Here is a 12,568-nt window from a genome sequence, read left to right on the forward strand (position 1 = left end):
AAGTCACACCGTCGCGACATCACCCGACACATCGACGAACCCTACCGCGAAGCGGTGAACGCGAACCGCCTCTCGGCTTCCGGACAATATCTCTATCGGCTCCGCCCACAGACGGTCGAGCGCTCGTTCGCCGACGGGAAGGAGCTCCACGGGCTCCGTTTCACCTTCTACAGGGGGATCAAGAAGGTCCAGCGCGCCAATCTGGTGGCAGCCACCGCACAAAACATGAAGAAGCTGGCCAATCTGTTGGCCAGAAAAGACCGTCTACATAGCATTTCTTCAATTTTATGGGGGCAGAACGCCTCAAGAAACCGAGAACCACAAAAAAGGACGAACCAGGTCGCAAGAGGCGACCTGGTTCGTCAACAAGCTGAAAACTCGGTCCCCTCAAAGGGACCGAGTTTTTAAGTGTATCGTTACTCTTTTTTCGCAGCCGCCAATTCAGCTTCCATTTCACCGAATTCACGATTGATGCGTTTTTGTTCTTTTTGGCTCGTAAAGTTACTGACGAGTACAATCGCCAACATACTCAAGAAGAACCCAGGAACCATTTCATATAGGACGGTTGAGAGCCCAGTTACGATCCATAGGATGACCGTTAGTGCACCGACGAGAATACCGGCGAGAGCACCTTGGCGAGTCATCTTGTTCCAATATAGCGACAAAAGAATCGCAGGTCCGAATGCAGAACCGAATCCTGCCCATGCGTAACCGACAAGCGTCAAGATTGTACTAGATGGACTGAGTGACATGAGTGTCGCCACAAATCCTACGAGTAATACTCCGACGCGTCCAGCGCGAACCATCGTTTTTTCACTTGCCTCTTTGTTGAAGAACTTACGATAGAAGTCTTCTGTCAAAGCGGACGACGTGACGAGTAACTGAGAAGATACGGTAGACATGACGGCCGCAAGAATTGCTGCCAATAAGAACCCAGTAATGAACGGGTGGAACAATACTTCAGAGAACTGGATGAAGACCGTCTCCGGATCTCCAAGCGGATTGCCTTGACCGCGGAAATATGCGATACCGACAAATCCTGTCATGACAGCACCGATAATCGATACAGTCATCCAGCTCATTCCGATGCGGCGAGCCGTCTTCAACGATTTTACATCACGGATTGCCATAAAGCGTACGATGATATGCGGCTGACCGAAGTAGCCGAGTCCCCAAGCGAGGAGACCGATAATCCCGAGTGTCGTTGTTCCTTTGAATAAGTCGAACAAGTCTGCATTGATTGTCGTTGCAGAGTTGACGGCAGTGTCTACTCCACCGATATCAGTCAAAGCGACAAAAGGTACGAGCACGAGTGCCAAGAACATGATGACACCTTGTGCGAAGTCTGTCCAACTTACTGCAGTGAACCCACCGAAGAGGGTATACAGGATGACGACACTAATTGTGACGATGACACCTGTCTGATAGTTTAGTCCGAATGAGCTTTCAAACAACTTCCCGCCAGAAACGAGTCCGGCTGACGTATAAAACGTGAAGAAGATGATGATGACGGATGCAGATAGGATCCGTAGCCAGTTCGAGTGATCTCGGAACCGATTCTCTAAGAAGTCTGGAATCGTAATCGAGTCGTTCGCCATCTCTGTGAAGACGCGAAGTCGTGGAGCAACTAACAAGTAGTTCAAGTAAGCTCCGATGACCAATCCAACGGCTAACCAAATTGCTGATAGTCCAGTTGCATACATTGCTCCCGGTAGTCCCATTAACATCCAACCACTCATATCCGAAGCTCCGGCTGACATGGCTGTAACGCCTGGCCCCATTTTACGGCCACCTAACATATAATCTGATGAATCGGTCGTTCGTTTATAAGCGACGTATCCGATTAGTAGCATCATCACGAGATAAAGCGCGATTGATACCCATTCTTGCCATAGCATTGAATTACCTCCTATTTAGTTAAGCAATCTATCTTATCAACCCGCCCATGATTGTGTGAAGTCATCACACAGTCGAAAGCAAAAGTTGAAAAGGCGAACTTGTGGTTTACCTTACAGAACCTTTGAAATGATTGCAAATTGTCATACATTCACAAAAACTAGCGTAAAGCCTATCGCATCAGGGGTTGAGCGACTAAAATCGACACGTTAAAGTTTAACTATTCTGAATATTTGAAATGTGGAGGACTTCTTCGTGTAACATATTTGTAATATTAAAGCGCTACTTTTCAGAAAAAAATGAAAAAGAGCGTCATGTGCACGCTCTTGTCCCATAGTTATTGAAACATGATTTCTTCGACGAGACGCATTGTCGGGAACGTCTGTCCAGACTTTGCTTGCATCGTGACGAGAATATATGTATCACCTTCATGTTGCATGATGAACACCATCGTATAACCAGACTCATCCGTATAACCCGTTTTTGTCGCAGTTACATATTGTGAATAGTGAATACTGCGTTCGTTGACCGATGAACCGAGGTGATACCACCATCGTCTTTTTTCATTTCCATCCAGGTCTTTAAATTCAGCTTTGAACTCATATGTCCCTGCGATCTCAACAAGTTCAGGATATGTACTGAACACGTAAGCAATCTTGGCCATATCATTCGCCGTCGTGTAATGATTCGGGTCAGAATATCCATGTGCGTTCATGAAATGAGTCTCTGTTAATCCAATCGCCTTTGCACGGTCATTCATCAGTTGAACAAATGCCTCGATCGTACCGCTCGTGTATTCGGCCAGACTGTTTGCGGCATCGTTACCCGATTCAAGGAGAGTAGCGTATAGAGCTTGTCGTACTGTCAATCGATCCCCGACTGCCAGGTGAGCGATATGACTATCCCATGGAATATCAAGCGTGGAGTCTTCAATTGTGACAACAGGCATGTCCAGTTCATTTTCAGCTATGGCTTTTTCATAGGCGAGAAGAGAGGTCATCAATTTAGTCGTGCTCGCCGGAAAGACACGACTGTTTGCATTTTTGTCGATTAAAACCTGCTCGTTACTTACGTCAACAAAGGTCAATGCGCCTACAGAAATTTCATCATCCTGTAGAATCATTTCATCATTCGGGCTCCATGTTCCGATTTCAATTTCAGGAAAAGTTGGCCCTTGTTTCATCGGTTCGGCGGTTGGTGTCGCGATGACGCGTGTCGTCGGTTCTTTCTCCTGCTTAAATCCTACTAATGTCGATATGAGGATAATGATTCCGAGTAGCGCGACGACTGCAATCATTCTTCGCATGATGTACGTTCTTCTACGATGTCTTTTTGTACGGGTCAAAAAAGTCCCTCCTCTAACTCGTTATTCTATAAACATAATGGAAAAGACTCGATTGTTGCGCGAATAAAATAAAGAACTAGGTCAATGATTGAATGACGATGAAGCAATCGAGTTTTGGGTATAAAGGTAGAGATGCCACTTTTGAGAGGAGAATGCGCCATGCATCGTTATCCGTTCACAAATTCCATTTGGAGGCAACATGACCGAGGAACGTTACATCCACCGCTTGATACTTCGGAGTCGACTGAAGTCGTCGTCATCGGGGCAGGTATCGCTGGGCTTGTTTGTGCTTATGAACTCCAAAAGCGGGGGAAGCAAGTGACGCTCTTGGAGGCATTGGAAATCGGCCATGGAACAACAGGTCATACGACGGCCAAATGTTCGGTTCAACATGGGATGATCTATCACAAGCTGATTCGACATTTTAATGAAGAGATTGCACGTCTTTATTATGAGTTCAATTCAGAGGCGCTCACCTACCTAAAAAGTCAAATAGATGAGGGATTTGACTGTGATTACACGACGGAACATTCCTATTTGTATGCAACGGAACCAAATGACGAACTGTCAAAAGAGCTCGACGCTTATCGGAGACTAGAGATTGATGGAGGAGAGGCGACCGATGAAGTACAGAACACGCTTCCATTTCCTATAACGCAAGCGTTAGTGGTTCGCGACCAGGCCCAGTTTCATCCGGTCAAATATTTACGTGAGCTAGCAGAACGTTTCGTTAAACTAGGGGGGAAAGTATACGAGCGTACGAGAGCAACAGACGTGAGCCAAGGGCCTCGTCCCATCGTCACGACATCATCAGGTAGAAGGGTGCAAGCCAATCAGGTCGTAATCACGACACATTATCCATTCAATGACCTTCGTGGGTTATATGTGTCCAGATTTTTAGTCGAGCGCTCATATATCGTCGCCTGCGAAATGACGAGTGCCTCGTTGAAAGGGATGTACTTAAGTGTCGACGAGAAACCTCGTTCATTCCGCTCATATGAAGAAGACGGAAAGGCTTACTTGTTGATCGGTGGCGAGGCACATACGGCTGGTCAAGTGACGGACACGCGGAGCCGTTATGATCGGTTGGAAAGCGACGCACAGCATCACTTCGAGGTGAAACGAGCGACGTATCGCTGGTCGTCCCAAGACTTGATCACATTGGATCGGATTCCCTATGTAGGTCAGATGTTCAAGCGAGAACCGGACATCTTCGTAGCGACAGGATTTTTAAAATGGGGGATGACGAACGGGATCGGAGCGGGCATCCTGCTCGCAGATCGATTGACGGGTCGTCCGAACCGTTTTTCTGAGTTGGTGTCGCCACTTCGGAAAACGGTCAAACCTACAGATGTCACTTCCTTCATCTCGACAAATTTGGATACCGCTGCACAGTTCACGAAAGGAGTCGTCGACCGTGCACTCGAACGAAGAGGCGTTCAAGATTTACAGTTGGATGAAGGTGGCGTCGTTCAAATCGGAAATCAGACTAAAGGCGTGTACCGAGACTTGGACAACCATTGCCATATTGTCAATCTGACTTGCACCCATCTTGGATGTACTGTGAAATGGAACAACGCAGAGCGGTCTTGGGACTGTCCATGTCACGGGTCTCGATTTGATGCGAAAGGAGCTGTGTTGGAAGGTCCGGCGACAAAACCACTTCCTTATAGCGAGCGAGACGATCTATGAGCTGGTGCAGGCGAAGCTGCATGGCTATAATAAGGTTGAAAGAGAAAAAGAATCATATAGGGGTGAATGACAGATGGAAGTAAAAAACGAATGGCGTGAGCATTTCAAACAACTTCGCGCCTTTGATGAGGCAATTTCTCTCTTGTATTGGGATATGCGCACTCAAATGCCGGAGCAGTCTGCACCGTTACGGGCAGAGACAATCGGATATTTATCGACCGAAGCGTTCAAGCGACAAACGAGCGAATCGTTTGCGTCACTACTTGAGCGACTGTCAGACGAGGAGGGGTTGTCTAGTGTCGAAATGCGCTCGCTTGAAGTCGCTAAAACGCAATATGAACGGAATGCCAAAATTCCTCACGATGAGTACCAAGCTTATGTGACGCTCGTATCTGAAGCAGAGACAGCGTGGGAGAAAGCGAAAAATCAGAATGATTGGGATATGTTTGCTCCATATTTAAAGAAAATCATTGAGTTCCAGCAACGGTTCGCAGAATATTTCGGATATGAGAAACATCCATATGATGCCCTTCTTTATGACTTTGAGCCAGGCATGACGGTCGAGCTATTGGACAGTTTGTTTGACTCGCTTCGTGAAGCATTAGTCCCGTTGATTCAGCAACTCCCGAAAGAAACGTTCTCGCTGGATTGGTCGATGCCAGCAGACGTCCAAGAACAGATTTGTCATGATTGGATGAATGTTGTCGCATACGACCTGTCACGTGGTCGACTTGATGCGACGGTCCACCCATTCGAAATCACGATCAATCGCCGTGACGTCCGAATCACGACAAAATATGACGAAGAAGATTTCCGTAATGCCTTATTCGGAACGATGCACGAAGCGGGTCATGCGACGTATGAGCAACAGATTGACCCTACTCTCGACGAACTCGGATTAGGTAGCGGTGCATCGATGGGGATTCATGAATCGCAGTCGCTCTTCTTCGAAAACTTCATTGGTCGAAGCGAGGTCTTTTTACGACGCGTTTACCCGAAACTACAATCGCTCCATCCGGCATATGCCGATATCGATTTCGATACATTTTATAGCGGGGTGAACGAGGCCAAACCGTCCCTCGTTCGAATCGAGGCGGACGAGCTGACGTATAGTCTCCACATCATCATCCGTTATGAACTCGAAAAGGCGTTGATTCAAGGTACGTTATCTGTCGACGAGCTCCCGAGTGCTTGGAATGAACTATATAAGAATTATCTCGGTCTCGACGTGCCTTCACATGCCAAAGGCGTTCTCCAAGATGTCCATTGGGCAGGAGGATCGTTCGGTTACTTCCCGAGCTACGCCCTCGGCTTGATTTATGCGGCTCAATTGACGGAAGCGTTAAAGTCGGACCTTCCTCATTTCGAGACGTTGATTCAAGATGGACACATCGAGCCAATCAAAGCATGGTTACATGAAAACGTCCATCAATATGGAAAACGACTCACGCCGAACGAAATCATTCAACAGGTGACAGGTCAAGAAATCTCGGTTCAACCGCTCGTCCGTTATTTGACGGAAAAATATCAGGCCGTCTCCAAATGAAGCGATTCGCACATCGAGGGGTGATGGCACATCGACCTGAAAACACGATGTCGGCATTCAGGCTAGCGTTAAAGACGGGCGCCGACGGGATTGAAACAGACGTCCACATGACCAAGGACGGTGAGCTCGTTCTCATCCATGATGAAACGCTAGAGAGAACGACGGACGGAGTTGGACTAGTTTCCTCCTATACATTGAATGAGTTGAGGCAGTTTAACGCAGGGATACGGCATGGTCTGGATGAGCGGATTCCGACGCTCGTTGAGTTATTCGAACTCGTTCAAAACGAAACGGTACTGTTGAACTTAGAGGTGAAAACTGACGTCCTCCGCTATGACGGGATTGAATCTCGTATTCTCGATTGCATTGATTCATCCGGTATTGAGCCGTCCCGTATAATCTTATCGTCTTTTAATCATAGAACGATTCACCGATTGAAACAGATGCGACCGGAGATCGAGGCGGCCATCTTACTCGCGTATCCTCTATATGATACAGTCGGTTATCTCGACTCGGTCGGAGCCGATTCCGTTCACCCTCATATCAATCGAATCACGGATGAAGAGATTCGCACGTTACACCGACACGGGGTACCTGTCAGACCATATACGATAAAATCGAAGGCTCAACTCGAGCGTTGCCTGGCACATCACGTCGATGCCATCTTTGTCAACGATATCGAATGGGCGAGTGAACCCCTTTAGTTGCATATTAAAGGGGTTTTACTTTACCTAGATTGGGAATCAACAGTAATGTAGAGGTTGGGCTTTATTCGTTGGCACATCGGAGCACATTCAGGACATCATGTCCCCTTTACGTCACTGTCTTATTGTCTTAAGTTTAAGATGTCACCGAGCTACATAGCAATCAGATGTAGCACACCATGTAGCATCGCAACACACTTGTTGTACGCAAGTCGTTGGTTACCGTAGATTAAAGGAGGAAATTTCACATGAAGAAGTTGATGTCTTTACTTGGTACACTCGCACTGGCTTTCGCTTTCGTATTACCGGTTAGCGCCGATGGACACGAAAATGCGATGGTCCGTGTGCTACATGCTTCACCTGATGCACCGGCAGTTGACGTGTATGTGGATGGGGAAGTCGCGGTCGAGGGAGCCGAATTTAAGGATCTTACCGACTATTTGACACTCCCTGCAGGGGATTACAACGTTGAAATCAAGCCAGCAGGTGACGCTGAAACAGTCGTCGTCGCAGCAGACCTTTCTATCGAGGCAGGTAAATTCTATACTGCCGCTGCAATCGGTCAACTCGAGAGTATTGAGATTGCTGCAATGGAAGATGATGCAAACTTCGAAGAAGGTAAGTCGAAAGTCCGTGTCGCTCACTTCGCACCGGACGCTCCAGCAGTTGATGTCGCACCTAAAGGTGGAGACCCACTCTTCTCGAACCTCGAGTTCAAAGCTGTAAGTGATTACGGCACACTCGATGCTGGTACGTATGACCTTGAAGTCCGTCCAGCAGGAGCGACTGATGTTGTCAAAGCACTTGACGGCGTCGCACTTGAAGGTGGAATGAACTATACGGCATTCGCGATCGGACTCCTTGAAGGAGAGCCTGCATTCGAAGTACTTCTTGCGGCTGACGGTGGTGAAATGGCAATGGCACCTGAAACAGGAGAAGGTGGCCTTGCCCAAACAGCTTCAATGAACTGGTTGTTCGCAGCAGCAGTAGTTGGTGCGGCAGCAGCTGGATTCTACGTCTTTCGTCGTCAGAAGCAAGACGCTTAAGCTCATCGTTATAGGATCGCTCACATTTCTCATTTGGAGCGCGCATGCACAAGCCCCAGACGAACCGTTCGTCATGCCGACCGCTGAGTTTGCTGAACCACTCGTTTTAACTTCTGAACAGGTCGACAGGCAATCGTTTCATACGAACAGCTTCATCCCGTCCCGTCTCCTCATTCCTTCAATCGATGTCGATGCATCCATTGAGGCAGTCGGGAAAGATGACGTAGGACGTATGGATACACCGTCTGATGAAGATCGTGTCGGATGGTACCGATACGGGGCAAAGGCAGGGGCGACGGGGAATGTCGTCTTATCGGGTCATCTCGATGATCTGAACGGTCCCGCCATCTTTGCGAATTTGGACCGACTTCCGATTGGAGAAGTGGTGACGCTCCAACAGAAAGGTCAGGTCGCAACGTATGAGGTAGTCAGCGTGAACCGCTATCGCCTTGAAGAAGTCCCGCTCGCTTCCATCTTTGCGGCAACTCAAGCAAAACGGATTCAACTGATTACATGCGCGGGGCCATACGATGAAAAACTAGGATATCGTGATCGTCTCGTGGTCACGGCCCACTTGATCGAAACGTAAGCAAAAGAGATGTGACCCGAGTCGGTCACATCTCTTTTTAGTGAAAAGACAGACCTCAATCGTAACGGTTGAGGTCTGTCTTTGGATTACGCATCCATGCGGTCTAATAATTTTGAAAGTAAGATGAGTTCGTCATCAGAAAAGTCAGTGAAGACATCCATCAAGTATTCAATCTTCATACTTTCTAACGTTTGAAAAAGCTCACGACCTTCGTCCGTCGCCTGAAGTTCAACGACACGGCGGTCCCGTTCACTTCGTTCACGAGAAATCAATCCTTTTTTTGTCAATTCATCTGCGAGCGCAGTGATCATTGATGCTGAGAACTGAAACTCATTTGACAAAGCAGAGGCGATTTGAGGACTCTGTTGACAAAGGGAACGTAGAATGAAGAATTCATTGCGGGTCAAATATTGAGAGAACATCGAACGAAGATTTTTTTTCACTCCGCGATAGTTCATCCGAATTCCACGTTCGGCATCAGCGACGAGCTGACGACGTGACGCAGTCTGTACGGGTGTTGTCATCCTCGAAACTACCTCCTAGCCATAATATTATTCATATATACTTCAGAACATAAAAACATTCTACATCAAAAACATGTTGTCTGTAAAGTTATAGTGGTTCCTCTTTAGAGCGAATTTGGCGGATGATCTCTTCATAATGCTTCAAGTCAGGGTAAAAACGTCTAAAGAAAAACTCAATCTGCGAATCATCGCCCTCTGTAAGCAGTTTGGCAAGGACAGCATACACGACACTCATTCCTTGTCTAGGCAAGAGGGAAGATGGCAAGAGGGTTGCACATTCGATCGCTTGGGCGAAGTAAATCGAGAGCGTCTCATTCAAATCTTTAAACGTACGAATGTCCGCATAGTGAAACATTCGTGTCAGTTCAACGATTGCAGAAAGGTCGGTCTCGAGCAACCACTCGTTTTGGAAAATCGTATGATCAAGCTTTTCAACGGTCCGATCGTTGGAAATATAATAGTTCAAGTTATCGCGTGTGATAGTCACATTTTCTGGCGAATCGAGGATTTGTTCGACGGTCTCTTGTTCGAACGTCCGAAGTTGTTTTCGAATGTTCACGAACTCGGAGTCGGCAATCTCCAAAAGGCCGGCAACACGGCTAAAGCTGCGTTTGATTTCTGGTGGGACGGCGTTAGGATTTTTGTATCCTAGGTCGTGCTCGATTTCCGCCCAAGCATGCTGTAAAATCGAGCGCACTTGTATCTCCGCCTCTTTCTCGGAGAATCGGCGATACTCACCTAGCGCAAGTCGTTTCTCACTCAACTCGACAACATAGTGAACCGATAAATAACCAAACTCATTGGCATCGAGCAGAGTCGACTTATCGATTGACTGTTCTCGGTCAATCGTGAACTCCTCTTCAAGAATTCGGGCGACTGCCCGAACGTCGTCATGAAAATATGTCACAATCCGAATACCGGCCAAGTCTTGGACATCGCGTAAAGATTGATATTGATATGGCTTACGAGACAGTTTGGCGTAAAGACTATCTGCCTCTTTCGCTCGGGCAACAATTGAATGAAACTGAATCCCCGCTTCTGTCAACAGTTCACTGAGGAGTGCTTTCATCTTTGTGGCAAACGCTTCGTATTCTTCCTTTTCATTCAAATATTCAAGCATGATCGTATTTAAATCTTGTTTGGGCACCGAAATCACTCCTTTTCTCTATGTTCAGTATATCATCTCGATTAGTAAACGATAGCAAATGTCCGTGAGGGATGATGGGACTTAAATCATCCAACTAAATATATGTTTATCCCCTCATTTTTCGGGAATAACAAAAACAGTGAATGACATGATAGCGAACGCTTAGGAGGATGGGGCATGTTAGAGACAAGAGTAGTAAATGATATGACGACGGTAGACCACGAGGTAAACGAAATGATTTCAGGGGGATGTTCGAACGAACACATCTATTTGTTTGCCAAAGACGAAGAGTTGACGGTTCGATTAGCAGCTGAGGCCGGAGTCCAACCATATCGTATACCGGAAAAAGGGATGTTCGAGTCACTTCTCTCGAAATTTACGAGCAACTCGGATGACCGGATGGAGCAGATGGAGAGCCTCGGACTTACAAAACAGATGGTCGACTCGCTCGAGCATGAAATTAAAGATGGGAAAATCGTGTTAGTTTGCGATAAATGAAAATGGACCGAGTTACCGGTCCCAGGCTGACGACGAACCAGATCGTACTTTCGATTTGGTTCGTCTTTTTTGTAGGTTTAAATCTCTTGAGGCATTCTGCCCCACGATGCTATGTAGACGTTTTTTTCTGGCTAATAGGTTGACCAGTCTCTTCGTTTTTTGCGCGGTAACTGCCACCAGATTGACGCGGTACATATCGGGTTACTCCTTTTGATGAAGGACGGACTTGGCGTTTACATGCCCTTTCCATTTTTAGATCGATTCGAAGTATGCACCGGACGTTTTCTTCGGCCATCGAGGCATCAGAAAAAGACAAACGGCCGCCAGATGACGACCGTTTGCGTTGCTCGCCCGACGGCGCCCCGACTCCGAAAGGATTGCAATCCAACGGAGACCCAGCAGCGACCCAAGTCGCGATGCGGCTCCGGGATTGCCTGCGGAAAGCGTGGGCGCCGGGAAGGCGAGCAATAGTATCCCCATGTTAGTCAACAAGCTAGGACCGGGTTACCGGTCCATTTTTATTTTGCCTGATAGTATGCGTTCACGATACGACGTAATGATTGTTGGTCGAGGCGAAGAGGAGAATATCCAGCATCCTGCAACAATTGTTTCGTGTTCCCATCATGGAACGTGATGTTTCGGTTTAAATAAGGGTTAAACACTTTCACCATATCGTTAAAGGACTGCTCGACTGAACTGAGGGTAGAAGACGGAGTCTCCGTAATCGTCAAATGCGGAAACGAAAGTGATTCTTTCATATAATCAAGCATCGTCTCGTTACGTGGAGGTGCGTCGTTCGTCACATTATAGATCATGCCCGCTTTCGCATGTTCGATGGCGGCCAACAGCACGTCCGAGACATAATCGACCGGTACGAGATTCGAGGTGCCTGACGCGGACCCGATGAGGCGAATCGACTCAAACTCATGACCGCGACGCTCTAGTTTACGTTTAAACAGTTCAAGGGCACGCATATATCCATACATCGTGAACTTTGAATCGGCTTCTCCCGTCTTTGAGTCCCCAACGATGATGGCCGGACGGAAAATGGATACATCGAGCTCATGACGGGACTGCCAAACCGCCTGTTCGGCGTGCGCCTTACTTTCTTCATATGGATTTAAAAATGATTGTGAAACGTCGTATAACGTCTCCCCGCCGACTTCTTTTGCTCCGAGCGTGTAGGCGGTGCTCACATGGAAGAAACGATGACACTCGATGGCCTTGGCCAATCGAATGGCTTCTTTTGTTCCGGTCAAATTGGTTTCGAACAACTCATCCCGTAGGTCTTCGTCAAACTTGACGAGCGCTGCCATATGGAGAAATAAATCGTATTTACCTTTGGACGAATCAATGAAGTGTTGATCGACTCCTAGCGCATGTGCCGTCAAATCACCTTGTACCACATCGATCGATGCACGTTCTTTTGCGGTGAACTGCGCCCTTACTTTTTCAGGTGTTCTTGCGAGCATACCGATGCGATGCCCTCGTGAAATCAACTCCTTGGCAAGTCGCCCCCCTAAAAATCCAGTACCACCAGTCATGAATATATACAATCGCGTTCTCCCTCTCTGTGACATT

At 47.4% G+C, this 12,568-nt stretch carries 12 protein-coding genes; 7 read left to right on the forward strand and 5 right to left on the reverse strand.

Annotated features, from left to right (window positions below; all coding sequences use genetic code 11):
- Positions 1–408 (forward strand): transposase (locus KNP00_RS00005; RefSeq protein WP_215141128.1); only part of this gene is annotated, 408 nt, incomplete at its 5' end.
- An 8-nt stretch (positions 409–416) separates the two neighbouring features.
- Here the strand turns inward: KNP00_RS00005 and putP are convergent.
- Both putP and KNP00_RS00015 read right to left on the reverse strand, forming a co-directional pair.
- Positions 417–1,898: a sodium/proline symporter PutP gene (gene putP / locus KNP00_RS00010; protein WP_215141129.1), complete on the reverse strand. Its 1,482-nt coding sequence runs from the start codon at positions 1,896–1,898 to the stop codon at positions 417–419.
- Between the two features lie 335 nt (positions 1,899–2,233).
- Positions 2,234–3,241, reverse strand: a complete 1,008-nt coding sequence (locus KNP00_RS00015; RefSeq protein WP_240542630.1) for a D-alanyl-D-alanine carboxypeptidase family protein — start codon at positions 3,239–3,241, stop codon at positions 2,234–2,236.
- A gap of 159 nt (positions 3,242–3,400) precedes the next feature.
- Between KNP00_RS00015 and KNP00_RS00020 the strand changes: the two genes are divergently transcribed.
- From KNP00_RS00020 to KNP00_RS00040, 5 genes are all read left to right on the forward strand, one after another.
- Complete coding sequence (locus KNP00_RS00020) at positions 3,401–4,933, forward strand: FAD-dependent oxidoreductase (protein ID WP_215141130.1); 1,533 nt, start codon at positions 3,401–3,403, stop codon at positions 4,931–4,933.
- A gap of 73 nt (positions 4,934–5,006) precedes the next feature.
- Complete coding sequence (locus KNP00_RS00025) at positions 5,007–6,479, forward strand: carboxypeptidase M32 (RefSeq protein ID WP_215141131.1); 1,473 nt, start codon at positions 5,007–5,009, stop codon at positions 6,477–6,479.
- The gene (locus KNP00_RS00030; RefSeq protein WP_215141132.1) at positions 6,476–7,183 is read left to right on the forward strand and encodes a glycerophosphodiester phosphodiesterase; all 708 of its coding nucleotides are present in this window, start codon (positions 6,476–6,478) and stop codon (positions 7,181–7,183) included. The genes KNP00_RS00025 and KNP00_RS00030 overlap by 4 nt, the downstream gene beginning before the upstream one ends.
- A 248-nt stretch (positions 7,184–7,431) precedes the next feature.
- Positions 7,432–8,229, forward strand: coding sequence for a DUF4397 domain-containing protein (locus tag KNP00_RS00035; RefSeq protein ID WP_215141133.1), 798 nt, complete (start codon positions 7,432–7,434; stop codon positions 8,227–8,229).
- Positions 8,177–8,818: a class F sortase gene (locus tag KNP00_RS00040; protein WP_338082243.1), complete on the forward strand. Its 642-nt coding sequence runs from the start codon at positions 8,177–8,179 to the stop codon at positions 8,816–8,818. The genes KNP00_RS00035 and KNP00_RS00040 overlap by 53 nt, the downstream gene beginning before the upstream one ends.
- Before the next feature lie 86 nt (positions 8,819–8,904).
- Here the strand turns inward: KNP00_RS00040 and KNP00_RS00045 are convergent, their stop codons facing one another.
- Both KNP00_RS00045 and KNP00_RS00050 read right to left on the reverse strand, forming a co-directional pair.
- A complete protein-coding gene (locus KNP00_RS00045; protein ID WP_215141135.1) occupies positions 8,905–9,342 on the reverse strand; it encodes a MarR family winged helix-turn-helix transcriptional regulator in 438 nt (145 codons plus the stop codon).
- 88 nt (positions 9,343–9,430) lie between these two features.
- Positions 9,431–10,489 (reverse strand): GTP pyrophosphokinase, encoded by a 1,059-nt coding sequence (locus tag KNP00_RS00050; RefSeq protein WP_338082244.1) that lies wholly within the window; start codon positions 10,487–10,489, stop codon positions 9,431–9,433.
- A gap of 177 nt (positions 10,490–10,666) precedes the next feature.
- Between KNP00_RS00050 and KNP00_RS00055 the strand changes: the two genes are divergently transcribed.
- On the forward strand, positions 10,667–10,987 hold the full coding sequence (locus tag KNP00_RS00055) for a YflT domain-containing protein (protein ID WP_215141137.1): 321 nt from the start codon (positions 10,667–10,669) through the stop codon (positions 10,985–10,987).
- Between the two features lie 518 nt (positions 10,988–11,505).
- On the opposite strand, the gene KNP00_RS00060 is transcribed toward KNP00_RS00055, so the two are convergent.
- Positions 11,506–12,543: an SDR family oxidoreductase gene (locus KNP00_RS00060; protein ID WP_215141139.1), complete on the reverse strand. Its 1,038-nt coding sequence runs from the start codon at positions 12,541–12,543 to the stop codon at positions 11,506–11,508.
- Positions 12,544–12,568 lie beyond the last annotated feature (25 nt).

Origin of the sequence: Exiguobacterium qingdaonense, assembly GCF_018617855.1 — a bacterium.
GTDB classification, from domain to species: Bacteria; Bacillota; Bacilli; order Exiguobacteriales; family Exiguobacteriaceae; genus Exiguobacterium; species Exiguobacterium qingdaonense.

What these genes read in the sequence shown, in the direction of transcription:
- KNP00_RS00055 (WP_215141137.1), top strand. Translation starts at nt 10,667, where the DNA reads ATGTTAGAGACAAGAGTAGTAAATGATATGACGACGGTAGACCACGAG.
- KNP00_RS00035 (WP_215141133.1), top strand. Translation starts at nt 7,432, where the DNA reads ATGAAGAAGTTGATGTCTTTACTTGGTACACTCGCACTGGCTTTCGCT.
- KNP00_RS00025 (WP_215141131.1), top strand. Translation starts at nt 5,007, where the DNA reads ATGGAAGTAAAAAACGAATGGCGTGAGCATTTCAAACAACTTCGCGCC.
- KNP00_RS00030 (WP_215141132.1), top strand. Translation starts at nt 6,476, where the DNA reads ATGAAGCGATTCGCACATCGAGGGGTGATGGCACATCGACCTGAAAAC.
- KNP00_RS00045 (WP_215141135.1), bottom strand. Translation starts at nt 9,342, where the DNA reads ATGACAACACCCGTACAGACTGCGTCACGTCGTCAGCTCGTCGCTGAT.
- KNP00_RS00020 (WP_215141130.1), top strand. Translation starts at nt 3,401, where the DNA reads ATGCATCGTTATCCGTTCACAAATTCCATTTGGAGGCAACATGACCGA.
- putP (WP_215141129.1), bottom strand. Translation starts at nt 1,898, where the DNA reads ATGCTATGGCAAGAATGGGTATCAATCGCGCTTTATCTCGTGATGATG.